This is a genomic window from Halorientalis regularis, from assembly GCF_023698535.1.
Classification (GTDB): domain Archaea; phylum Halobacteriota; class Halobacteria; order Halobacteriales; family Haloarculaceae; genus Halorientalis; species Halorientalis regularis.
In genome coordinates this window covers 296130-319457 of the sequence record NZ_JALJCL010000001.1, presented here as the reverse complement: position 1 = coordinate 319457, position 23328 = coordinate 296130, and the positions used below count along the sequence as shown (strand labels likewise).

26 protein-coding genes and 2 tRNA genes are annotated in these 23328 nt (G+C 65.1%); 11 read left to right on the top strand and 17 right to left on the bottom strand.

All coding sequences use genetic code 11. The annotated features are described in order from the left end of the window. The first annotated feature begins 26 nt into the window (after positions 1-26). The 5 genes from MU521_RS01740 to MU521_RS01720 all read left to right on the top strand — a co-directional run bounded on the left by MU521_RS01740 (position 27) and on the right by MU521_RS01720 (position 5360). On the top strand, positions 27-899 hold the full coding sequence (locus MU521_RS01740; RefSeq protein ID WP_281186974.1) for a branched-chain amino acid ABC transporter permease: 873 nt from the start codon (positions 27-29) through the stop codon (positions 897-899). Positions 900-903: 4 nt separating this feature from the next. Beyond that, positions 904-2106 carry a branched-chain amino acid ABC transporter permease gene (locus MU521_RS01735; RefSeq protein WP_245681117.1) on the top strand — a complete coding sequence of 401 codons (1203 nt, stop codon included), beginning with the start codon at positions 904-906 and terminating at the stop codon, positions 2104-2106. Beyond that, positions 2103-2903, top strand: a complete 801-nt coding sequence (locus MU521_RS01730) for an ABC transporter ATP-binding protein (RefSeq protein WP_092686519.1) — start codon at positions 2103-2105, stop codon at positions 2901-2903. Before MU521_RS01735 ends, MU521_RS01730 begins: the two co-directional genes overlap by 4 nt. Then, a complete protein-coding gene (locus MU521_RS01725) occupies positions 2900-3655 on the top strand; it encodes an ABC transporter ATP-binding protein (protein ID WP_092686520.1) in 756 nt (251 codons plus the stop codon). Before MU521_RS01730 ends, MU521_RS01725 begins: the two co-directional genes overlap by 4 nt. A 139-nt stretch (positions 3656-3794) precedes the next feature. Then, entirely contained in the window at positions 3795-5360 is a 1566-nt protein-coding gene (locus tag MU521_RS01720; protein WP_092686521.1) for a long-chain-fatty-acid--CoA ligase, read from the top strand. A gap of 207 nt (positions 5361-5567) precedes the next feature. On the opposite strand, the gene MU521_RS01715 is transcribed toward MU521_RS01720, so the two are convergent. Both MU521_RS01715 and MU521_RS01710 read right to left on the bottom strand, forming a co-directional pair. After that, complete coding sequence (locus MU521_RS01715; protein WP_092686522.1) at positions 5568-5846, bottom strand: DUF7553 family protein; 279 nt, start codon at positions 5844-5846, stop codon at positions 5568-5570. 71 nt (positions 5847-5917) lie between these two features. Continuing rightward, the gene (locus tag MU521_RS01710) at positions 5918-6064 is read right to left on the bottom strand and encodes a DUF7560 family zinc ribbon protein (protein WP_175452726.1); all 147 of its coding nucleotides are present in this window, start codon (positions 6062-6064) and stop codon (positions 5918-5920) included. Positions 6065-6246: 182 nt separating this feature from the next. Between MU521_RS01710 and MU521_RS01705 the strand changes: the two genes are divergently transcribed. Continuing rightward, positions 6247-7587 (top strand): P-loop NTPase, encoded by a 1341-nt coding sequence (locus MU521_RS01705; RefSeq protein ID WP_092686523.1) that lies wholly within the window; start codon positions 6247-6249, stop codon positions 7585-7587. Between the two features lie 62 nt (positions 7588-7649). Here the strand turns inward: MU521_RS01705 and MU521_RS01700 are convergent, their stop codons facing one another. Further along, entirely contained in the window at positions 7650-8285 is a 636-nt protein-coding gene (locus MU521_RS01700) for a helix-turn-helix domain-containing protein (protein WP_092686524.1), read from the bottom strand. A 383-nt stretch (positions 8286-8668) separates the two neighbouring features. Here MU521_RS01700 and MU521_RS01695 point away from each other — a divergent pair, with 383 nt between their 5' ends. After that, the gene (locus tag MU521_RS01695) at positions 8669-9112 is read left to right on the top strand and encodes a hypothetical protein (RefSeq protein WP_092686525.1); all 444 of its coding nucleotides are present in this window, start codon (positions 8669-8671) and stop codon (positions 9110-9112) included. Here the strand turns inward: MU521_RS01695 and MU521_RS01690 are convergent, their stop codons facing one another. Together MU521_RS01690 and MU521_RS01685 are read right to left on the bottom strand one after the other, a co-directional pair. Next, positions 9113-9634 carry an HPP family protein gene (locus MU521_RS01690; RefSeq protein WP_092686526.1) on the bottom strand — a complete coding sequence of 174 codons (522 nt, stop codon included), beginning with the start codon at positions 9632-9634 and terminating at the stop codon, positions 9113-9115. It lies immediately after the preceding gene. 117 nt (positions 9635-9751) lie between these two features. Continuing rightward, positions 9752-10705 (bottom strand): glycosyltransferase, encoded by a 954-nt coding sequence (locus MU521_RS01685; protein WP_092686527.1) that lies wholly within the window; start codon positions 10703-10705, stop codon positions 9752-9754. Positions 10706-10805: 100 nt separating this feature from the next. On the opposite strand from MU521_RS01685, the gene MU521_RS01680 reads away from it, so the two are divergent. Together MU521_RS01680 and MU521_RS01675 are read left to right on the top strand one after the other, a co-directional pair. Beyond that, positions 10806-12182 carry a sulfatase gene (locus tag MU521_RS01680; RefSeq protein ID WP_092686528.1) on the top strand — a complete coding sequence of 459 codons (1377 nt, stop codon included), beginning with the start codon at positions 10806-10808 and terminating at the stop codon, positions 12180-12182. A gap of 140 nt (positions 12183-12322) precedes the next feature. After that, positions 12323-13348 (top strand): lysylphosphatidylglycerol synthase transmembrane domain-containing protein, encoded by a 1026-nt coding sequence (locus MU521_RS01675; RefSeq protein WP_092686529.1) that lies wholly within the window; start codon positions 12323-12325, stop codon positions 13346-13348. A 21-nt stretch (positions 13349-13369) separates the two neighbouring features. Here the strand turns inward: MU521_RS01675 and MU521_RS01670 are convergent, their stop codons facing one another. Then, complete coding sequence (locus tag MU521_RS01670; protein ID WP_092686530.1) at positions 13370-14209, bottom strand: extracellular solute-binding protein; 840 nt, start codon at positions 14207-14209, stop codon at positions 13370-13372. Between the two features lie 174 nt (positions 14210-14383). Between MU521_RS01670 and MU521_RS01665 the strand changes: the two genes are divergently transcribed. Further along, positions 14384-14710, top strand: a complete 327-nt coding sequence (locus MU521_RS01665; protein WP_092686537.1) for a DUF7521 family protein — start codon at positions 14384-14386, stop codon at positions 14708-14710. A gap of 139 nt (positions 14711-14849) precedes the next feature. On the opposite strand, the gene MU521_RS01660 is transcribed toward MU521_RS01665, so the two are convergent. After that, positions 14850-15173 (bottom strand): PadR family transcriptional regulator, encoded by a 324-nt coding sequence (locus MU521_RS01660; RefSeq protein WP_092686538.1) that lies wholly within the window; start codon positions 15171-15173, stop codon positions 14850-14852. 194 nt (positions 15174-15367) lie between these two features. After that, positions 15368-16624 carry an RNA-guided endonuclease InsQ/TnpB family protein gene (locus MU521_RS01655; RefSeq protein ID WP_092686539.1) on the bottom strand — a complete coding sequence of 419 codons (1257 nt, stop codon included), beginning with the start codon at positions 16622-16624 and terminating at the stop codon, positions 15368-15370. Positions 16625-16827: 203 nt separating this feature from the next. Between MU521_RS01655 and MU521_RS01650 the strand changes: the two genes are divergently transcribed. After that, the gene (locus MU521_RS01650; RefSeq protein ID WP_217630089.1) at positions 16828-17106 is read left to right on the top strand and encodes a helix-turn-helix domain-containing protein; all 279 of its coding nucleotides are present in this window, start codon (positions 16828-16830) and stop codon (positions 17104-17106) included. Between the two features lie 508 nt (positions 17107-17614). Here MU521_RS01650 and MU521_RS01645 read toward each other — a convergent pair. From MU521_RS01645 to MU521_RS01605, 9 genes are all read right to left on the bottom strand, one after another. After that, positions 17615-17688: transfer RNA gene (locus MU521_RS01645), tRNA-Thr, on the bottom strand. Between the two features lie 17 nt (positions 17689-17705). Further along, entirely contained in the window at positions 17706-18209 is a 504-nt protein-coding gene (locus MU521_RS01640) for a GNAT family N-acetyltransferase (RefSeq protein WP_092686541.1), read from the bottom strand. Beyond that, entirely contained in the window at positions 18209-19399 is a 1191-nt protein-coding gene (locus tag MU521_RS01635; protein WP_092686543.1) for a phosphoglycerate kinase, read from the bottom strand. The genes MU521_RS01640 and MU521_RS01635 overlap by 1 nt, the downstream gene beginning before the upstream one ends. A gap of 69 nt (positions 19400-19468) precedes the next feature. Beyond that, on the bottom strand, positions 19469-20038 hold the full coding sequence (locus tag MU521_RS01630) for a CBS domain-containing protein (RefSeq protein WP_092686545.1): 570 nt from the start codon (positions 20036-20038) through the stop codon (positions 19469-19471). Between the two features lie 101 nt (positions 20039-20139). Further along, a complete protein-coding gene (locus MU521_RS01625; RefSeq protein ID WP_092686546.1) occupies positions 20140-20901 on the bottom strand; it encodes a GTP cyclohydrolase III in 762 nt (253 codons plus the stop codon). A gap of 64 nt (positions 20902-20965) precedes the next feature. Next, positions 20966-21334: a DUF7344 domain-containing protein gene (locus tag MU521_RS01620; RefSeq protein WP_092686547.1), complete on the bottom strand. Its 369-nt coding sequence runs from the start codon at positions 21332-21334 to the stop codon at positions 20966-20968. Positions 21335-21433: 99 nt separating this feature from the next. Next, on the bottom strand, positions 21434-21730 hold the full coding sequence (locus MU521_RS01615) for a DUF5785 family protein (protein WP_092686548.1): 297 nt from the start codon (positions 21728-21730) through the stop codon (positions 21434-21436). A 32-nt stretch (positions 21731-21762) separates the two neighbouring features. Further along, positions 21763-22842: an ATP-binding protein gene (locus tag MU521_RS01610; RefSeq protein WP_092686549.1), complete on the bottom strand. Its 1080-nt coding sequence runs from the start codon at positions 22840-22842 to the stop codon at positions 21763-21765. Between the two features lie 351 nt (positions 22843-23193). Beyond that, positions 23194-23277 (bottom strand) — tRNA-Ser (locus MU521_RS01605). Between the last annotated feature and the right edge of the window lie 51 nt (positions 23278-23328).

Below are 23328 nucleotides of genomic sequence, written 5' to 3'. Positions count from 1 at the left end.
TGATCTTCTCAGTTCATATTTCACATATGGCAAGTATACTCTCAGTCGCACTCACAATCATCGTACAGGCGGCAATGATCAGCGCCCTGTACGCGCTGATCGCCATCGGATTTACCCTCATCTTCGGCGTCGGGGGTGTCCTGAATCTCGCCCACGGGGCCACCATCACGATGGGCGCGTTCTCGGCGTACTACGCCGGCCAGTTCGGACTCGGCATCCCCGGAGCGGTGCTGGCCTCGGTCACGATCCCGGCGTTGTTCGCCGGCCTGCTGTATCTCGGCATGGTCAAGCGGCTCGAAGAGGAGCCGATCATGGTGATGATCACGACGCTCGTGGTGAGTGTCGTCATCGAACAGGCCATCGTGGTCTTCGAGGGAACGACCAGCCGGTCGCTCCCGAGACTGATCGAGGGACAGTTCCACATCGCCGGGTCGACGTTCCAGAACCTGCTGGGCGTGATGTTCGTCGTCTCGTGGATCATCATCGGCCTGCTGTTCCTGTTCGTCAACTACACGAAAACCGGCAAGGGGATCCTGGCGGTCAGCATGAGTCACAAGGGCGCGTCGCTCGTCGGGATCAAGAGCAGTCGCATCAACCTGATCACGTGGATCATCGCGGGCGCGTTCGCCGGCATCGCCGGCCTGTTCCTGGGATCGTGGCTGACGGCCGACTTCGCGATGGGGCAGGCACAACTCGTGCTTTCCTTCTCCATCGTCGTCGTCGGCGGGATCGGCTCGATCCGCGGAAGCGTCATCGGCGCGTACCTCATCGGCTTCCTCGAGATCGCGACGACGAACCTGATCTCGTCCAGCCTCCAGGGGCTGGCACCACTCGTCGTCCTCGTGGTGGTCCTGCTGGTGAAACCTGAAGGCCTCTTCGGCCGGGAGTTCGCGGAGTGATATCATGACTGACAATTCACAATCTCGACTACGCCTGCTGCTCGGGAAACTGAATCCGCTCGGACTGCCGCTGCGACAGAAGATCGGCGTGTTCGGACTCGCCTTCCTCATCGCGCTGCCGCTGCTGGTCTCGCTCCCGGTCGTCGGGCAGTTCGTGGTGATGATCCTGCCGGCCAGCTCCTGGCAACTCGGGCTGTACAACGTGGCGGCCGCGCTGTTTTTCGCCATGTTCGCGATGAGCTGGGACGCCGTCTCCGGCTACACCGGCGAGATCAGCTTCGGGCACGGCCTGTTTTTCGCCGTCGGGGGTTATACCTCGGCGTTGCTGAACATGGGCCACGGACTCTCGCCGTGGATCTCGATCCTCGGCGGTGTCTTGCTGGCCGCACTGGCCGGCGTCATGATCGGCGTGCCGGCCCTCCGTATCGAGGGGCCGTATCTGTCGCTGGTGACGCTGGTCGCACCGCTGATCCTGCTCCAGGTGTTCATCTTCATGAGCGACATCTTCGGCGGTGAACAGGGCCTGAGCAACCCCGACAATCTCATCGGCCTGGGATTCGTGAGCAACTACTTCCTCGCGCTCGGGCTGTTCCTCGCTATCTTCGCGCTGCTGTGGGCACTCACCCGCTCGAACACGGGATCGATCCTCACTGCGATCCGCGAGGACGAAGACGCCGTGTCGGCCGCGGGCCTGAGCAAGGCGAAGTTCAAGATCTTCGCGTTCGTCCTCAGCGGTGCTATCGGTGGCCTCGCCGGCGCAGTGTACGTGCACACGCCGGTCGGGTCGCCGACGCCCTCGGAGTTGATGTCGGTCATCATCAACGTCGAGGTCATCATCGCGGCCGTGCTGGGCGGGATGGGGACCATCGTCGGAGCTGCACTCGGCGGCCTGTTCGTCGCCATGCTGCCTGACTACCTGAACCTCGTCGAGTTCACCGTCCCGGTGCTCGGGAAGTCCATCTCGGAGATGTCGTTCTTCCTGTTCGCCATCGTGACGCTATTCCTGTTGAACATCTTCCCCGGTGGCGTGCTGCGCTGGGGCATCGCGCTGGGCCGGCGCGCGACCGGGCGCGACGGCAGCGGTGAAGAAGGCATGGCGGCCGACGGGGGCCAGTCCCCAGAGGACGCCGGCACGAACCCGGTCGCACAGACTATGGAACGCTATCAGGAGTACTACGACAACATGTTCGGAGGTGACGACGAATGAGCGCCGACACGAGAGCTGACGAAGCGGCGACCGCGACGGGCGACCGCGAGGTCGGACCCGACGACGGGGTCCTCGCCGTCGAGGGCCTGCGCAAGGAGTTCGGCGGCCTCGTGGCCGTCGACGATCTCTCCTTCGCGGTGCAGGAACAGGAGATCCTTGGCTTCATCGGCCCCAACGGCGCGGGCAAGTCGACCACGTTCAACTGCGTGACGGGCACGTACCCCCCGACTGCCGGAACCGTCTGGTACAAGGGCGAAGAGGTGACCGGGACGCCGCCACACGAGATGGTCAAGCGCGGGATGGCCCGCACGTTCCAGTCGTTCGCACCGCTCGAGGACCGGAGCGTCCTGAAAAACGTGGCGCTCTCGATGATGGAGGACACGCTGGTCACGACGGACGGCCTGCTGGGCGAGTTCCGGTCGGACGCTCGCGAGATCTGTGAGCGCGTCGGCCTCGGCGACCGACTGCACCAGACGCCCGCGGAACTGCCTCACGCCGGGATGCTCCGGCTGGAACTGGGGCGAGCGCTGGGGACCGATCCCGACCTGTTGCTCGTCGACGAGCCGTTCGCCGGCCTCTCCGGGCCGGAGGTCGAGAGCGTCTCGGAACTCCTGCTCGAACTGCGCGACGAGGGCATGACCCTCGTCGTCGTCGACCACAACATGCGCGGCCTCCTGCAACTGATCGACCGCGCCATCGTGATCAACTTCGGGTCGCTGCTCGCGGCGGGCACACCCGACGAGATCAAGAACAATCCCGAGGTCCAGGAGGCGTATCTCGGAGGTGGGCTCGAATGAGTTCCGACGCCGAGGGCAGCACGGGGGCGGCGGTCGGCTCCCGTACCGGCGGCGACACGATCCTGTCCATCGACGACGTCCACGTCTCGTACGGCAAGGTGCAGGCGCTCAACGGCGTCGACCTGGATATCGGAACCGGCGAGTTGATCTCGGTCATCGGCCCCAACGGCGCGGGCAAGTCCACGCTGGCCAACTCCATCTCCGGCTTTCTCCCCTACGACGGCTCGATCACGTACAAGGGCGAGGAGATCGACGAGAGCGACCCCGAAGACCTCGTCGAGCGCGGCCTCATTCAGTGTACGGAGAAACGCGACCTGTTCGGTTTCATGTCCGTCGAGGACAATCTCGACCTGGGCACCTACGTCCGTGGCGACTACGACGAGCGTCTGGAGTTCGTCTACGACCTGTTCCCGACGCTGGAGGAGCGCAAAGACCAGCACGCCCACACGATGTCGGGCGGGGAACAGCAGATGCTCGCCATCGGTCGCGCGCTGATGAGCGACCCCGAACTGCTGGTGCTGGACGAACCGACGCTCGGGCTCGCACCGGTCATCCTCGACGACATCAGCGAGGGCATCGACCGCATTCAGGAGGAAGGCGTCACCATCCTGCTCTGTGAGCAGAACGTCACCTTCGCGATGAACCACGCCGACCGGATCAACCTGCTCGAAAACGGCGAGGTCGTCCGGCAGGGACCGCCCTCGGAACTCCGCGACGACGACTACATCCGCGAGTCGTACCTCGGCGGATAACGGCCCTCGCCCGATCGCTTTTCCGTTGTAAGCTCCATTCCTAACCACGGAACCGTTGTTAGCAGTTGACACGGATTCGCGAAACGATGGTGGAGAATAAGACAACTATTTTAATCACGTCAGCCATTGGTGGCGAGTGATGACAAACCTCGTAAACGACGTGGCCGAGACGGTCGCAGAACATCCAGAACAGACCGCTATCTCGTTCCGGGACACGGACATCTCCTACGAGGCGTTCTGGCACCGGACCGGACAACTCGCGGCCGCACTGCGGGACGCCGGCGTCGAACCTGGCGACCGCGTGGGCGTCTACCTGCCGAACCTCCCGCAGTTCGTCACCTCCTACTACGGCGTCCTCCGGGCCGGCGGGGCCGTCGTGCCGATGAACCCCCAGTACAAGGCCCGCGAGATCAGCCACATGCTCGAGGACAGCGAGGCCAAAGCCGTCGTCGCGCTGTCGGATCTGGTCCCGTTCGTCCGCGAAGCCCAGGACGACACCAACGTCGAGCAGATCGTCAGCGTCGGCGGTGACGCCGATGGCGCGACCGAATTCGACGCCTTCCTCGCCGACGAGCCGATGGAGACCGTCGAGCGCGACGACGAGGACGTGGCCGCCCAGCCCTACACCAGTGGGACCACGGGCACGCCGAAGGGCGTCCTCCTGACCCACCGCAACCTGGGCTGGATGACCCGCCACGCCGGCGACGTGATGGAGGAAGACTACGGCCCCGAAGACAAACTGCTGGGCGTCCTGCCCCTGTTCCACATCTACGGCATGACCGTCGTGATGAACGCCGGCCTCTACAACGGGTCGACGTACTATCCGCTCCCCGAGTGGGACGCCGAGACTGCGATGGGGCTGATCCAGTCCGAGCAGTTGACCATCATGCACGGGGTGCCCGCGATGTACAACGACATCATCAACCACCCCGACGCGGGCGACTACGACTTCTCCAGCCTCCGCTTCGTCAACTCCGGTGGGAGCAGTTGCCCGGTCGAGGTCATCACCCGGTTCGAGGAGATCTTCGGCGTCGAACTGTACGAGGGCTACGGCCTGACCGAGACCAGCCCGATCACCCACGCCAACCGCCCCGGCGCGCGCCGGAAAGGCTCCATCGGCCAGCCGATCCCGGGCGTCGACGCCAAGATCGTCGACGAGGACTTCGAGGAGATGCCCCGCGTCGAGGAAGGCCCGATCGACGAAGAGGAGTACGACCTCGACGAGATCGTCGGTGAGGTCGTCGTCTCGGGCCCCAACGTGATGAAGGGCTACCACGGTCGCCCCGGCGCGAACGAGGAGGCCTTCACCGAAGCCGACGGGAAGACCTGGTTCCACACCGAGGACCTGGGCTACTGGGACGAGGACGACTACTTCTACGTCATCGACCGAGAGAAACACATGATCGTCACGGGCGGGTACAACGTCTATCCCCGTGAGGTCGAGGAGTTGCTCTTCGAGCACGAGGACGTGGCCGACGCCGCCGTCGTCGGCATCCCGGACGAACGACGCGGCGAGACCGTCAAGGCGTTCGTCGTGCCCAAGCCCGACGCCGACGTGACGCCCGAGGAAATCAAAGAGTACTGTCTGGAGCAGATGGCCGAGTACAAACACCCCCGCCAGGTCGAGTTCGTCGAGGAACTGCCCCGCACGACGACCGGGAAGGTCCAGAAGTTCGAACTCCGCGAGCAGGAAGAAGCGAACTGAGCGGCCCCCGGTCTTACAGCGGTAGCGAGGCGAAAGCCCACCCGTTCACAGTAGTTGCCGAAGGAGAATTATTGATATTTTCTGCTCCGACTCTTACTGGTTCCGAGAGCCCTGCACCGGGTGCACGGAGGCCTCGATTTCTCTGCAATTGTTCGTCAAAACCGATATCTGCCGACTCAGCAACTACTGTTTAGGGGTGGGAAGAAGTCAAACCGCCGCTTGCGCTTGCTCGCGACAGGCACAGATTTCGTCGATGGCCCTCGCCACGAGTTCGCTCCGGCGGCCGTGAACCTGTTCTCGGAGGACGGTCAGGCGGTACTGGACACGTTCGAGTCGGCCCTGATCCGGCGGGCGCTCCTTCTCGGTCGCGAGGTACCACAACTGTTCGGCCAGGTCGTCCAGTTCCGCCTCCATCCCGGTTTCCGGCGGCGTCTCGATGGCGTCCAGGAGGGCTCGGTTGGCCGCCTGGAGGTGTTCCCGCGTCATGCGCGAGGTTCGCGTCCCCAGTCGGATAAGTGACTCCCCACGGAACTGTGCTGACGAACACCCACCACGGTTCAGACCGCAGTCCCTCGTGTGAAGGCATCTCCCGTGACGACTCCACCACAGACGACACAACCGTTCGCGACGAGGAGCCGTCGGACCGCCTCGTCGACGACCGTCCGCCCCCCGCAGTGGGGACACTCGAACTCGAAGTCGGGCATCGAACGGGCGTTCGGCCACTTCGGGACTAAAACGCGGGCCGCAATGCTGTGGGGGAGTGATATGGCCGCCAGTCAGGGTTCCCTTGCCACCCTTCAGTTAAACCACCACGACGTTTTGGTCGGGAAGCTACCGAGCCCCGGGTCCAAGGGCTAGGCGACGCGTTCGCGTCGGAGACACCAGCATGTCATGCGAACTCGAATCGGCGGTCGAGTCGGCGTTGGGGCAGGTACAGAATCCGTCGCTCGGGACCGACGTGTACAAGGCCGGGCTGGTCCACGACCTCACGGTCGCGGACGGGAACGTGACTGTCGCGCTCGACACGACGGCCGTCGACCCCTCGATGGCCCGCGGGGTCGCCGACGCCGTGGTCAGCGCGGTTGGCGGCGTCGACGGCGTCGACGAAGTACGTGTTCGACAGGTGACGCCACAATCGCCGGCCGGTGGCGGGCACCCGGGGACCGGATCTCCCGGCCACCACGGGACCGCTCCGGCGCACGGCCACGGGGCGAACACCGCCCACGACCACACCGAGGAATCCGTCGAGGGAACTGATGCCTTCGAAGGTATCGAGCGGGTGATCGCGGTCGCCAGCGCGAAGGGCGGGGTCGGGAAGTCGACCGTCGCGGTCCAGTTGGCCTGTGCGCTGGCCGCCGACCACGCGGTCGGGATCTTCGACGCGGACCTCTACGGCCCGAACGTGCCAACCCTCCTCGACGTGGAGGGCCCCGTCCGCGCGGGGACGGACGACCGGCCCCGGCCCGTCGAGACCGGCGGCGTCGAGGTGATGAGTACGGGGTTGATGAACGACAGCCAGCCGCTGGCCTGGCGCGGATCGGTCGCCCACGACGCGGTGACCGACCTGGCCGAGACCACGGCGTGGACCGACCGGGACACGCTCGTCCTCGACTTGCCCCCCGGAACCGGCGACGTGCCGCTGTCGGTTCTGCAGGAGACGAGCGTCGACGGCGTGCTGTTCGTCACCACGCCGTTCCAGTCCAGCGTCGCCGACACCCGCCGGAGCGTCGAGTTGTTCGCCGACGAGGGCGTACCGGTGCTGGGGACGGTCCTCAACATGGCCAGTCACACCTGCCCGGAGTGCGGGGACGAACACCCGCTGTTCGCGGGCGGGACCGACGACCTCGACGTGCCAGTCCTCGCCGAGTTGCCCTTTACAGACGACGTGCAGGAGACGGCCGTGCCCGGGGAGACACCGGACCCGTTCGCCGAGTTGGCCGAGCGCGTGACCGAGCGGCTGGCCGAGGCTGGCCACATCGACGTGCCCGACGACGCGGTGGACGTTCGTGGCCTCGACTCCGAGGCACGGTACGACGCCGTCGCGGACGGGTTCGCGTCGGTGGCGTCGGGCGACCCGTTCCACCTGGTGAGCGACCGCGATCCGACGCCGGTCCGGGAGTACCTCGGCGAACTGGCGGGTGTCGACGATCCGGTGCTGGCCTTCCAGCCGTTCGAGGTCGAAAAGTGGGGGTCCGAGACGTGGGTCCTCCGGACGAGACGGCCCTGAGTGAATCAGTCGGTGTCCGCGCGAGCGAAGCGGGGACGGGCTCGATTGACGAGCGAAGCGAGTCAATCGGTGTCGACGATGGCGTCCAGCACTTTCGACTGGGCGATGGCGAGGTGTTCGGTGAACGTCGACAGCGTAATGTCGAGTTCGTCGGCCACGTCGCTGGCGTTGGCCGTGCGGGGGTGTTCGAAGTAGCCCATCCCGTAGGCGGTCTCGATGACCTCCCGCTGGCGGTCGGTGAGCCGGCTCCGGTCGACGAGGACGAGGTTCTCGTCGTCCACGTCGCCGGACTGGCTGAGGTGTTTCAGGCGGACGCCGTCGTACCGTTCTCGGAGGTTCGAGACGATCTCGCGGACCTGCTCGATGTCGGGCGCGTAGAACGTCAGGTGGAGTCGGCCGTCCTCGGCCCGGACGTTCTGGAGGGGACTGCCCTGCAACTCGACGATCTCGCAGGCGCAGGGGTCGCTCCAGTCGCGGTCGAACCGGTAGCGGGTCCGGCCGTCGGTCTCGAAGACCGGGTCCACGTCCGCCCGGTCGAGGTCGGCCTCGACGGTGAACTCCTCGGTGACGTTCCCGTCGCCGGCACGGTTCCAGGTCACCGACTCGACCGAACTGCCGGTGTCCGCCGATACCTCGCCCGCCGGACACCCCGCCGGGGCGTCGACCGCCATCGCGATCTGCAGACCGGTCGCACCCATGTCCACTCATCGGTGCTCCCACAGTATTTGGGTACTCCCGGATATGTTCGGACCAACCCCGGAACGGTGGCCGGGACGGTCCCAGCGGGGACGGACAAAAAGCCCCATCGAGTTTTGGCCCCACACTCATTCCCCATCGGCCGGTATCTACAGCCGCAACCGAATCCGACCTGGCTTCGGTTGCTGGACAGAACGGATCGGGCTCCCGAACCACGACCGGCCAAGCGTCCACAGTTCGGGCGAGTCAGATCGCCCGACATCACAGCGGTCCGAGTGCTGGTGTCCTCCGCCTCGGCGGTGCCGGGACTCCCCCGGCACGTTCGCCCGCTTCCATCGGAACCCACTCGATCCCTCTGTCTACTTACTGGCTGGTCGAGAGCGACGTGGAGGAGGCCGTCGACGCGATGGTGGCTCCCGCGGCGCAAGACGCCTGGGAGCGACTCTCCCCGCAGGAGCAGGTGGCCGAGGTCCTCAAGAAGGTCGACGACTACGACGAGCGCGCGGTCGCCGAACTGGAGGACGTGTCGCTACGCGGGGACGAGGCCTCGCTGGAGACCCGCCAAGCCTTCGAGGAAGCCCTGCGCTTTCGGCGCAACGCGGACGTGTTGTGTGACGGCATCGCCGACGCGTACGCCGCAGGCGTCGTCGACGGGGAGGATCTGGAGGCTGCCGTCGAGGCCGTCGGCTTCGACACCGAGACCATCGCCCGCCGCGAGGACGTGCTGGAGGACGTGGCGAGCGTCTACGAACTCGACTTCCGGCCGTATGGCGGGACGCTCGTCCAGGACGACGGGGACGACGGCACGACCGAGGCCGACGCCTGGTAACTACTCGAGGAGTGCGTCCACACCCCGTTTGCCGCCGAGGTGGGCGAGATAGAGCAGACAGACCGAGACGACGATGAATCCGCCCTCCTCGGGTGCCGAGAGCAGGCCCAGCGAGACGATCAGGGTCGTCGCGCAGGCCGGCGCGTGTTCGGTGCCGGTCGAACGCATCCCCGCCGTCGTCAGCACGACCGAGACGACGCCGCTGGCGATGAGCCGGAACTGCGCGCCCGAGTACGAGGGGTGGGCCGCGACGATGGAGAGGCCGCCTGCGATAGTGTGATAGGCGAGCAGGCCGGCGACGACGCCGATCAGGTGGCCGCCGATCACGCGCCGCCCGGTCTGGAGTTCCGTGTGGACCGTCGCCAGCAGGTAGGCGGTCGGGCCGAGACTCGGGAAGACGAACGCCTCGCCGGTCACCCACGCCAGCGCGCCGGTGACGACGAGCAAGACGCCGGCGTATCCGGCGTCGACGAGTGGCCGTGCCCGCGCGAACGCCGACCAGCCGAACGACGACTCCCGCATCCGTCGCCCACTGGCCGACTCACGGGTTTATGTCTGACGAACCGACCCGAGGAGAACTGGGCAAACGGTCGGTTCGGGACCGCGACCGACGGCTGGCTCGCCGTGTGGGCGGGCCCGTCACTCGCCAAGAACCACGTCGACGAACGCCGGTGCACCGTTCTCGTAGTCCGGACGTTCCCCGGAGTCGCGGAACTGCTCGACGCTGTCGACGACTTCCCGTACCGAGGTGGCTCTCGCGATCCCGTCGATACGCTTCCGTTCGGCCCGCTTGGCGATAGCTTTCTGGAAAGGCAAGAACGGATAGATCACGCAGGGCGTGCCCGCGACGACCGTGTCCGCGATAGAGGAGAAGCCGGTACAGACCACCACCTCCGCGGCCGCGGTGTAGGGCGTCATCGCCGGTTTCGTCTCCCAGTCGTCGTCCCCGACCGACCTGACGTCGAGTCCATCGGCCTCCAGTCGCCGGCGGATCGCGTCGAAGTTCTCCCCGTGGGTCCCCGGGTTGAGAAGCACGTCGTACGGTTCCACCTCGTCCGTCGCCTCGCCTTCTTGGGCCAGCGGTCCGACCCGCGTGATTCCGTCAGGATCGGGATCGTCCGCCCACAGCGACGTGACGATGATCTGCTCGGCGAAGGCCAGCGAGATCTCGTTGTAGGCCGTCAGCGGGAGTCGCCAGAGGGGGTCGAGCAGATCCGTCGTCAGGTGGTCGATTCGGTAGAACTCGATCCCCTGCTTGGCCGCGGCGAGCCCCGCGAACACGTCGTCGGTCACGAGCTTGTCCGGGTCCTCGTCTTCCAGCCACCGGTAGACCTCCCGCATCCGCCGGGCGGCGGACGGAACCAGATCGAACGCCGTGTGCTTCAGGAAGGAGAGCGGCGTGCTGCCTTCGACCGTTACCGTGGTCAGGTCGGGGTGCTCGAAGCCGTTCATCTCGACGAATTTCTGTCCCTTGCCGCCGCCGGCGACTGCGACCTCGATACCGCGGGATTCGAGTTCCTGTGCGACCGGTATGGCCCTGGCGGCGTGCCCTGCGCCGTCACACCAGTATACAATCGCAACTTTCAGCGTCATACTCGGTCTAATACCCCTCTCTGATAAATCCGGTACGGTCTCCGATCCCGTTTCGAGGCGAAGGCACAGTTACTAATACGTGTCCCACCAGGGATCCGGCATGGAAGACGTTGGTTCGGGGAGAAAAAACGTCGTGTTCCTCGTTTTGGACTCGCTACGGAAGGATCGCCTCTCCGTCTACAACGAGGCGGTCGACTTCACGAGCCACATCCAGGGGCTCGCGGACTCGGCTGTCGTATTCGAGAACGCCGTTACGCAGGCCCCATGGACGCTTCCGTCCCACGCGTCGATGTTCACCGGGGAGTACCCGTGGGACCACGGGACGAATCACACCAGGAGCTACTTCCAGGGCGGCCAGACGTTCGTCTCCGAGTTCGAGGCCGCTGGCTATTCGACCGGTGCGATTACCCCGAACGTCTGGATCACCCCGCACAAGGGGATGACCGAGGACTTCGACCACGTCGAGAACTTCCTCGGCAAAGCGGACAACCGGGTGAGTGTCCAGCTCTCGAAACTCGGGACGAAGCTACTGGATTCGCTCGACGATGGGACGCGTCGCGTGCTGGGCCGACAACTCGACCGCCTCTTCAGACTGTTCGGGGTCGACGACTCCACGAAATCCGAGGAGACCGTCGCGGCGGTCGAGGAGTACCTCGGCCAGCGGGGTGCCGACGAGGACTTCTTCCTGTTCGTCAACCTGATGGAACCTCACGAACCGTACCACCCCCCGAAGTCGTACGCGGATCGTCACGGTGTTTCCGAGGACGCGAACATCCCCCACCGGCAGAAAGACATGTTCACGATGGACGACATCGACTTCGAGGAGTTGCGGACGGTCTACGACGCCTCCGTCGACTACACGGACGACCTCGTGGGGCGCATCGTCGAGGCGCTCGAAGCGAACGGCCTCGACGACGATACCGTGGTGGTACTGCTGTCGGACCACGGCCAGGCGCTCGGCGAGGACGGCGAGCAGTTCGGCCACCAGTTCACCGTCGCCGAGCCGGTCGTGAACTCAGTGTTGCTGGTCGACCACCCGGATACGGGCCCCGAGAGCGAGGAGCGTCCGACAGAGCTACGGAAACTCGCGGAACTGGTCCCCTACTACGCCGGCATCGCGTCCCGTCCCGAGGGGGTTTTCAGTGACACGGTCAAAGGCGGCATCGAGTACCCGGAGAACTTCACCGGCTACATCCCGAAGGATCGCTGGGACGAGTACTACCGGAAGTACAGGTACGCCAAGCGTGACGGGATGAAAGTCGTCAAGTCCGTCGACGAGGACGGCACGGCGAACTACGAGGCGTACGATCTCGACGCCGGGACCGAGGTCGCGGTTCCGGACGATCTCAGAGCCGTGGTCGACGAGATCACGTCCGCGGACCACCCGCCGAGTGGAGACGCGGCCACGGACGCGGCGCCCGACGACGAGGTGGACGAAGAGGTAACGCGACGACTCGAAGAACTGGGCTACAAGTAATCGAGACCAGAGACGATGGGAACGCCGGGACACTGCACGGACGGACGGTTCCGCACGAACCACGCCGACACCTGTGACGCCGTCACGAGAGCGCCCGCGAACGGAGCGACGGCCCCGCCGGTATCCATTCGGAGGTGTCGATGCGACTCCCGATAAGCTTCGGTCGGAACGGGGCGCTCTGGTTCGGCGTCACCGGACTGCTGTTCGCGATCCTGTTCTATCTGGCCGACGTGGACGAGCTGCTGTCGTCGATCAGCCGGGCGGATCCCCAGCTGTTCGCGGTCGCCGTCCTCGTCGGGTTCTCGTCGCTCCTGGTCTGGGCGCTGGTCTGGTACCGGTATTTCCAGCGCATGGGCATCGACACGACGGTCTCACGCACCGTGCGGATGTTCCTGACGGGACACTTCCTGAACTCGATCACCCCGCTCGGTCAGTTCGGCGGCGAACCGATCATGGCCTACATCATCTCGAACAACACCGACACCGACTACGAGCGCTCGCTGGCGTGTGTGATCTCGGCCGACATCCTGAACGCCACGCCCTTCTTCACGTTCACCCTCGGCGGCCTCCTCTATCTCGCCGTGATGGGGTCGATAGAAGGCTTGCTCGTCGACATCACGATTCTCTCCGTTCTCATCGTGTTCGTCGGCGGCCTCCTGGCGTACCTGCTGTGGTCCGACAACGATGCTCTCGGTGCCGCGATCACCCGCCTGCTGACCGCCATCGAGAATCGCTTCGGCCGCGCTGAATCACTCATCCGGTCGCTGAAAGAACGAGTCGACCGGATCGAGGACGCGTTCCAGGAGGCTGGGAGCGATCCCCGATTCCTGCTGACGACCGCCGGGGTCTCCCATCTCGCGATCATCGCACAGATCGCCTCGCTGTATTTCGTTCTCCTGTCCATCGGTATCGAACCCGATTTCGTCCCGCTGTACCTCATCGTGAACCTCTCGGTCGTCGCGACGCTGTCGCCGACGCCCGGCGGATCCGGAACGTACGAGGTGGCGTTCTCGGCGCTGATGACGCTGTTTTTTCCGGTCGGGCTGGCGACCGCCGTGACGGCCGCCGTCCTCTTCCGGCTCACGACGTACTGGCCGGGATTGCTCGTGGGGTACGTGTCCATGCTGACGTTGCAGGGCCGCCCGACACCGGAGCGTGCCGATTAGCGCTCCCTGCTTTCCGATCTCTCACCCGAGAGCGCGACGTTTCGGATAGGAGGCGGGTACGCCAAACCCCGCCGTGCGCAACCGGTCGTGGCCGCCGGTGAGCTGGTCCACCCAGGGCTGGCCGGCGTCGGTGAGCGCCGTCGCCGCGTACCGGATCGGTTGGCCCCGAACCGTCCGCTCGCCGAGGTCGTAGGATGCCCGGGCGTAGCTCTCGGCCGCCGCGGGCGAGGAGAAGTCGATCCGGTCCGGCAGGGAGACGGCGGGGAGGTCGCGCTCGACGGCCATGTTGCGGTAGACGAACGCGGCGTCGAGGCTACCCCGTTCGAGGACGTTCGCCAGATCCGTCTCGGGCAGGATACGGGCGTTATCCAGCGTTCGGTCGGCGTCGAGCAGCCCCTCCCGGGCGGCCAGTTCGAGCGCCATCACCGTCCGGTAGCCCAGCGGGTCGACCGCGGGGTCGGTCCGGCCGACGGCGACGGCGGGTCGCTGGACGGCGCTCGCCCAGTCGTCACGGATCCCGTCTGCGTGCTCGGAGTCGGCGTTGTAGGCCAGGACCAGCGCGTTGGTCGCGAACGTCGTCACGCGCTCGGCGATCCCCTCGAACAGCCGTGGGTCCGCGAGGGCGACCGCGTCCGGGTCCCGGAGCCCGTTCCGAATAAACTGGCGCACGGCGACGCTCCCGTGTGCTTCGACCGTCGCACCGGGCACCTGCGAGGCGACGCCCAGCAGACTGCCCGCGACCAGCGCCGACGGCGTCTCGTCTGCGTCGCTGGTCACCCCGCCGTACACCGCCGCCCCGAGACCGCCCGCGACGGCCGTGCCACCCAGCCCGACGAGTAGATTTCGACGTGTCAGATCCATTGTCTTGTGTGCTGGTGTATAGTGGCCCTAACCGACAACGTGAACGATACTTTGTAACTGGATATCATTTCGGCCGCGGCATAAGTATGTCCCCGAACGCCTCCGGGTCACCGTGTTCCCGGAGGCTGGAAACACCCGCTCGTTTATATGTGGGGTCGGGTCGCAGTTGGCCGTATGTACGGGAGTACGACCCTCCTGACCGCCGCGAAGGCGGTAACCCTGCTGTTCGGCGGGATACTGACGTTGCTGTCGCTCCGGGCGTATCGACGGACTGGGTCGCCGGCGCTCCGTGCGCTGGCCGTCGGCATCGGACTCGTCACGACGGGGGCGATACTCGGCGGTGCCCTCCACCAGCTACTGGGACTGCCACTGAAGACGAGCGCGACGTTCCAGAGCGTGTTCACCGCTATCGGGTTCGGTGTTCTCACGTACTCGCTGTACACCGAATCGCCGATGCCGTCACGTGACCGGCAGTCGGGTCATCAGATAGGGGACGGCTGACCAAAGACACGACTGATCGGAGCGTCTTCCAACGGGCGGGCGGTGAGTGAACGGACCCGTAAGCCGGGCGGCCGACCGCGGGAGGCGCCCGACGCGAGTCACTCGCCGGATCGGATTCCCGAACCAGACGTGTCCGCCGCTAGTCCAGAAGTTCGGTCAGAGCGTCGGCGTGGGCCTGCAGGAGCGACAGGCCGCCGGTGGTCAGCGTGTACCGGTTCGTCCGCTTGTCGATCTCGCCGCGTTCGACGAGCCCGAAGTCGACGAGTTCGTCGAGATTCGGGTAGAGACGGCCGTGGTTCACGTCGTCGTCGTATCGGTCTTCGAGCCGGCGTTTGATCGCCAGCCCGTAACTGTCCTCGTCGCTGGACTCCAGTCGTCGCAGGACGATGAGTACGTCCCGCTGGAACGCACTCAGGTCCGCATACGTTACGTCGGCCGTGGTACTAGATTCGGATTCGGTCATCTGAGATCACTCGGCCACCGTCGGCACCGCAACTGCCGGCCCGCTCACACGGGAGTCGCCCCGTCGAACGTCGTTTCGTCCGGTTCATCGTACTCGGTGCGGACCTCCCGGGTCAACCACCCGGCGACGAACCGCCTGTATCAACAGCCCTGTTGGTGATGCACTTAATTGTTACCACAACGATTGTCCCTGAGCTACCCACCCGTAAACGGGTGGGATTCAGCGTGGACTCCCGTTCTGGCCGAGATCTCGGCAGGTGATTCATACTCACCATTCACATTCACTATCCCGCTGTTCAGGCGCACGCCCAAGAGTGCGCCTTCGTCGCCCCCGGTTTGGTTGCGACGAAGATACCGTAGGCCGATGTTCTTGGCTGCGTTGTAGTCAGCGTGGTTCTGGTAGCCACACTTCTGGCACTCGAACGACTCACTCTCACGGTTGGCAGGGTGCGTGAACCCACAGTGTGAACACCGACGCGACGTGTTCTCGGGGCCAACCTGTTCCACTGTGATACCGTACTCTGCGGCTTTGTATTCGACGTACTCGTAGAGGCGGTTGAAGACCCATTTGTGTCCCCACGACGCACCAGTACGTTCCCGAATATCGCTCAAGTCCTCGAACGCAATCACCGAACACTCGTGGTTACAGGCTTCTGTGACAAGTTCGTTCGCTATCCGGTGAAGCGTCATTTTGAACCGGCCTTCTTCTTTACGTCCGACTGCCTGCATATTCTCGTGTGCCCACCGCGTTCCGCACTCCTGCAGGTCGCCACGACGTTTCTCGTATTCACGCCGCCAGTGGTCGAACTCGTCGCCAGTCCAGAACGTGCCTGTTGAGGTGACAGCGAGGTTGTTCACACCGAGGTCAACGCCAAGCACCGTTCCGTGCGTGGTCGTTGCCCGCTCCGGCGTGTCAGTCTCTATCTCCTTCTTGCAGTGGATATGAAGTTGCCACTCGCCGTGCTTCCGATGAAGCTCTGCCCCAGTGGTCTCGTACTCGTCAGAGAACAAGTATTCAGCGTGGGGCGTGTCGCTGTCGCCGTCCGGTAGCACGTAGTCGGCTTCAATCCGACCGTCTGTGGTGGCGAGAGATACGTAGTCGTCGTGGAACGTGGCGGTACGGTGGTCGTAGACGATATGCGGCGAGGTTATACGCGGTTTTGACGCCTTCTTCCCGTTCTTCCAGCGTGCAACGACGCTCTTACAGGCTTCAGCGGCCTTGTTTCGGGCCGCTTGGACAAGACCGCCGTTGAACCCGTTTGTGGCTTCTCGCACGTCGTCGTAGGTTTCGTCATCTAACTGTGTCTTGCTGGTAGTGACGTATTCGCCTTGGAAAGCGTGGTCTACGACGTATTGAGCGCACCAGAGAAACGTGTCAACGGTGTCTTCGAGAAGCGCGGCATCGTCACTCTCCACGTCAAGCGTGACGGGGACAGTACGCCGCACTTCCATATCTTATACGTAAAGCCTTTAATTTTTAATCGTTGGGGAGTCAGCCTGCTACTGTGGCGTGGTTTGATTCCCAGTCGTCGGCTTCATCCCACGGCTGAAGCCGTGGGTTTTCGCCTCGCATTTTCTATAAATAAGGCTCGTATCTCGTGAGACGACTGTAAAATGAGAATGAATTTTAAGGTGCCCGTCATTACGGCACGACGATGCAGCCGCCCCTGGCATCCTGGATGACGCCCGTCGACCGCGACGTGCTAGAGCTGCTCCGGAACGGGGACGAGCGGGAACTCGTTCTCACCCCGGGTGTGATTGCGGTCAACTCCGACTGGGAGCGACAGACCGTCCGCGAGCATCTCCTCCAGTTGTCCGACGAACGCGTCGTCGAGTACTACGACGAAGCCCGTGCCCTCTACCAGCTGACCGACCGCGGCCGACGCTACCTTCGGGGCGACCTCGCAGTCGAAGCGCTCGAAGCCGACGACTGACCCGCAGCTACCCGGCCGGCATCGGAAAGAACGGAGCTCGTGAGACTCGACGAAAGAGCCAGGGGTGGGATATTGAACCACGGTCGCTCCCGTTCGCATTCGCTCACCTCCCGCTCCCTGATTCAAATCCCAGACGACTCGCCGCGCTCACGGGTTGTGAGCGCGTCGAAGCCAGGGGTGGGATAGTGAACCACGCGGAGACGGTCGGCCTCACTCTGTTCGGCCGCTGCGACTCCTCTCGTTCAAATCCCAGTGGCTCTTCGTCTCGTGAGACTCGACGAAAGAGCCAGGGGTGGGATAGTGAACCACGGTCGCTCCCGTTCGCATTCGCTCACCTCCCGCTCCCTGATTCAAATCCCAGACGACTCGCCGCGCTCACGGGTTGTGAGCGCGTCGAAGCCAGGGGTGGGATAGTGAACCACGGTCGCTCCCGTTCGCATTCGCTCACCTTCCGCTCCCTGATTCAAATCCCACCAGCGGCTCTTCGTCTCGTTTTACTTGACGAAGGAGCCAGGGGTGGGATTTGAACCCACGAACTCCCGATTACAAGTCGGGTGCTTGGACCGCCCAAGCTCCCCTGGCACACCTCCGGATAGCGCCTACCCCTTTGAGTGATTATCGCTTTCCACCGGCTTCTCCAGCTGCACCCGATGCGGATCGTACCCGTGTCGTCGATAGAACCGCCGCGCCGCCTCGTTGGCCGCCAGCACCTCCAGTTTCACCGCGTCGACCCCGCGAGCCGCCAGCTGCTCCTCGGCAGTCGCCAGCAACTCACCACCGATACCCTGATCGCGGTACTCGGGACGCACGTACAGGTTCTCGATGGTACCCCGCGTCGCCGTGGTCGCCAGCAGTTCGCTCCCCGCGCTGAACATTACGAAGCCCAGCATGGTACCGGGATCGGCGTCGAACTCGTCGTCGGCCTCGGCGACCGCGACGTAGAGCCCGTCGGCGACGATAGCCCGGCGGACGTTTTCGCCGATCATGTCTCGGTTCTCGGCCGCCTGGAGGTGTGAGCCGACATCACGCTGTTCCTCGGCCAGATCGACCCAGAGGTCGGCGATGGCGTCGGCCGCGTCCGTGTTCGCGCGTTCGACGTTCACTACTCCCGCAGCACCTCGACCGCCGGCAGTTCATCGCCGGTGAGCAACCGGAGGGCCGCGCCCCCGCCGGTACTGACGTGATCGAAGCCCTCGATTCCCAGCTGACGCAGTGAGGCCGCCGTGTCGCCGCCGCCGACGATGCTGTACTCGGCGTTGGCCGCCGCGCCGAATATCTCGCGGGTCCCGTGGGCGAACCGCTCCTCTTCGAACACGCCCGGTGGGCCGTTCAGGATGGCCGTCCCGGCAGTCTCGAACACGTCCACGTAGGCGGCCGCAGTGTCCGATCCCACGTCCAGTGCCGGCGCGTCGACGGGTAACTCGTCGATGCCGACTTCGACGCGTTCGCCGTCGCGCTCGACGGCCACGTCCTCCGGGACGTGAATCTTCTCGCCGTACTCGGAAAGGAGCGCCTCGGCCTGCTCGACGGCCGTGGCGTCGCGGTCGGTGATGGCGTCCATCGACGGCTCGCCGATATCGACGCCGCTGGCCGCGAGGAAGGCGTTGCCGGTCATCCCGCTCGTGAGGATCTCGTCGGCCAGTCCGCGTTCGAGGACGCTCTCGGCTACGTCGAAGGCGTCGGCGATCTTCGCACCGCCGAGGGCGTACACCCGCGGGCGCGGCGTGTCATCGATGTTGCTCAGTACATCGAGTTCCCGTTCCATGACCCGGCCGGCGTAGCTGTCGACCCGCATCGGCAGGCCGACGATGGAAGGCTGTGAGCGGTGTGCGGCCGCGAACGCGTCGTTGACGAACGCGTCGACGACCGGGGCCAGCCGGTCGACGAGGAACGTCTCGGCGGCCTCCGCGGGCGGGAACTCCATGTACTCCTCGCTGTAAAAGCGCGTGTTCTCCAGCAGGACCGCCTCGCCGGAATCGAGGTCGGCGATGGCGTCGCGGGCGTCCGCCGAGAAGGTGGCGTCGCAGTAGGTTATCGGGTGGTCCAGCAGTTCGCCCAGTCGGCGGGCGTGGTCTTCGAGCGTGGCGAACTCGTCGCCCCCGGGCCGGCCCTGGTGGGCGAGGACGGCGAGTTTGCCGCCACGGTCGAGCAGTTCCTGCAGCGTGCCGACGTGCGCGTGCAGCCGAGCGTCGTCGGCGAGGCGTCCGTCCTCGCCCAGCGGGCTGTTGATGTCAACGCGCACCCCCACCGTCGTGCCGTCGACGGCGAGGTCGTCGAGCGTCGGTATCCCCATGCTCCCCTCTCCCGTTCGGTGGAGGATATGTGTTTTGTTGTGGGGTCGGTGGAGCGAGGCGCGTCGCGCTCAGACGTTCTTGCAGTCGCTACAGACCAGCTGGCCGTTGAACGTCGAGAGGTCGCGGCTCAGCGAGCCACACAGCTCACAGATCCCCTGGTTCGAGTACTCTTCGTCCGTCGCCCCGGCTTCGGCCGTCGCCGTCACCGCGTCCACGGTTGCCCGTTCCGTCTCCACCCGTTCGCTCTCGACACCGGGATCGAGCGTCGAGGCCGTTACCACGTCGTGTTCCGTGATGACCCCGGCCAGCTCGTCGCCCTCCATCACGAGGAGGTGGCGCGAGTCCGTCCCGGACATCCGGTCGGTCGCCGCCGCCAGCGTCTCGCCTGGCCCCACCGTCGGCGGATTGTTCTGCATCACGTCCGCGACTGTCACCGAGGCCAGGTCACCTCGTTCGACCGCCGTCTCCAGCACGTCACGCTGGGTGACCATCCCGATGGGGTCGGTCCCGCGCAACACGACGACCGTCTCGACGTCCTCTTCGAGCATCAACGCAGCCGTCTCCGCGAGGGCGTCGCCCTCACTCGCACCCACGTAGTCTCGCCGCATCACCTGTCCGACCGTCACGTTGCCGTTCATGTGATACACTTTCACACACGGTGTCTAAAAGCTACCTGCACCACGCTTAAGACCGCTCGTGCCTTAGCTCAACGTCCTTCGGAGATTCCTGCGAGCGGGAGTCAAAAATCCAGTTCCACGTCCGCGCCGGTCGCGCGGCACTCCTCCAGCGCGTGTTTCGCGGCCATCCCGGCGTTCTGGGCCGTTCGCCCACGACCGACGCCGACCTTGAGGTCTACGTCGACGGCCTCGTTGACGTGGTCGATGGCGTCCCGATAGTCGTCCCCGTCGAGGTCCGGGCAGACCGCGATGACGTTGTCGCCGCCGACGAAGAACGACAGCGACCCGTGGGCCCGACGCATGTACCGCATCAACTCGGCGTAGCCCTGCTCGATCCGGATGAACGTGTCGAACTCGTTGAGTTCGTCCGTGTACTTGCCCGTCGCGTCGTTCACGTCGAAGTGGGCGATCTGGACGTCCGCCTCGGTCCGGAACTCCTCGTCGATGGTCCGGCCTTGCAGAATCTCCCGCCGGTGTTCGTCCTGGGCGCTCCCGGCCGCCTGCAGTTCGCTCGTGGCGTCACCCAGCGCTTTCACCGGTGTCGTCCCCGTCGCGACTGCCATACTCATCGTCACGGGGTAACGGTTGCCGACCGATTCCTGAATCATCGCGTGGTCGTCCACGTCGAGCCCGTTGGTCACCGCGATCATGTTGTCGAACCTGGAGAAGAAGACGTAGCCGTTCCGGTTCCCGAACAACTGCGAGAGGTCGGCGTACAGCCGGGATTGCAGCGTCTGCAGGTCGACCTCGCGTCGCGGCTCCGGGGTGACCGTCCAGGGGCCGTAGTTGTCGATCTGGACGTGGGTCACCTGCGTGTTCGTCACAGTGACCCAAGCTTGGCTCCCGGCCGCTATTTGTCTTTGGTTCTGACAGCGGTCGCCGGGCCGTCTATGGTTCCTCGTCCAGCCGCGCCGTCAGTCCCGGCCCGCCGACGAACTCGACGGTCCCCAGCCGGGAGTCGAACGCGACCACACCCGTCTCCATCAGCCGCGGCAGGTGATGCTGGTAGATCTCCGCCCGCGCTCGCTGCCGGTCGGCCGGACGGTCGTCCTCGACAGCGTCCGCACCCTCGCCGTCTGTCGTCGACGCCGCGACCGCGGCCGCCAGATCGTCGACCGGCATGGGCTCTCCCGCGTTCCTGAGTTGTCGGAGCATCCGTCGGCGCGCCGGCGACGCGAGCAAGCTATCCACCACGTCTGCCGGTAGCTCCAAGTCCCCCTCGCCGCCGGATCCCGTGTTCACTGTGTGGGTGGCCATGGCTCGTCGTAGTGCTACGCCACCCCCGTACAAGTATGTGTCGCGGTCACACACCGCGCCCCGGAACGTCGGGCGGAAAAGAAACGTGGCCGGCGACCATCAGGCGAGTTCGTAGGGCCAGTAGCCCGCATCGCGCATGGACTGGCCGACGACCCTGTGGAAGTGCGGAAAGTCCTCGAACTCCTCCACGTCGACGTTCTCGAAGATGTCGGCCACGCTGACGACGGTCTCGTAGTCGATCCGGATCGGCTCGTCGCCGAACTCCTCGACGAACTCGTCCTGAGAGAGGGGGAAGTCCTCGTCCTCGTCGATCTTCTTGGCGAGGATCGCCTGCCCGTACTTGCGGCGTCCCTCGCTACCCTCGTCACCGTCGGGATCGTGGGGCCAGTCGCTCATACCACACGCTCGGGCCGAACCACGCAAAAACGTTACTCTCCGCGTCCGCCAGCCCAATCGTCGAGCGACGCCGTGTCGGTATACAGCGACTCGAAATCCACGTCCAGCCGCGCCCCTCCATCGGTCCCCTCGCTCACGCGGACCGCCCACCCGTGGGCCTCCGCGAGCGTCCGGACGATGTTCAGGCCGAGTCCGGTCCCCGAAGCCGACCCGCTAACGCCTGCCTCGAAGGCTTCTTCGACGATGTCGACCGGAAAGCCCGCCCCGTCGTCCTCGATGGCGAACCCGGTCTCGGTATCGTCGACGGTGACCGTCAGCCCACCGGCACCGTCACAGCGTCCGTCCGCACCGCTCTCGCCTGTCGGTCCGTGTTCCGCACTGTTCCGGAAGACGTTCTCGAACAACCGCTGGAGCCGGCTCGCGTCGGCCTCGACCGTCGCATCCGTCCGCACTTCGAGGCTTGCGCCGGTCGTCTCCACCGCGTCCCACGCCGCGCGCGCCACACCCGCCAGTTCGACCGGCTGTCTGTCCAGCACCGTCCGTCCCTCCCGGGCCAGCGTCAGCACGTCCTCGATGATGCCCTCGATCCGGTCGAGCGCCTCGACGACGCGCGCGACGGTTTCGGGGTCCGGATCACCGTTGACGGCCTCTAGCTGTAACTTGGCCACCTGGAGCGGGTTCCGAAGGTCGTGGGCTACTACGTTCGCGAACTCCCCCAGGTGCTCGTTCCGGCGCGCCAGTTGCCACTCGCGCTCCCTGACCGTCGTCACGTCCCGCCCGACGCCACAGAATCCCAGACTCTCGTCGTCCGCGTCGGTCAGCAACTCGCCGGTCAACTCGAACAGGACCGTCCCGCGCGTGGTTTCGGCTCGCGCCTCGACGACTGTTCGCCCCGTCTCCAGCACTTCCTCGATGGCCGCTTCGACCTGTGGCCTGTCGGCCGAGACGAAGAAATCCGCGGCCGCCATCCCGGACAACTCCGCCTCGGACAGATCGAACAACTCCGCTAACACCGCGTTCCAGTGGACGAGTCTCCCCCGCTCGTCGTACACGTAGAACACGTCCTCCAGCGTGTCCAGTGCCTCCTCGACGAGCCAACTGTCCGCACCCATGGATCTCTTACGAATCGAATATACATAACAAATCTGTCATGAATACCGCAATCCCGGTAACCAGCGGACCGATCCCCCACGGTACGGACTCACCCGGCAGATACATTAGCAGGAGCGTCACGACGCCAGCGGTGATGAGCGACCACCCGACCGTCGTCCGAGATGTCATACGTCTTGGTCGGTTCGCGGTCCGGTGTGCGTTGCGCCGGCATTTGCAAGCCCGTCTGAGCGACAGAATACGGTGGGACGGCGATCGAACTACGCCCAGACGTGCTCACTCCGTTCGCGCTGCGACCGGCAGGGTTAAAATCCACGTGCACCGCTCTCCGCTCACGTGCGTTCGCGAAGAAGCGGTGGGAAGGGGATTCGAACCCCTGAGTCCGTGAGGACACCTGCTCTCAAGGCAGGCGCGTTAGGCCACTTCGCTATCCCACCGCGGTCTCCACTTTTCCCCGCCGACTATAAGACCTGTCGGTCACTGCCGAC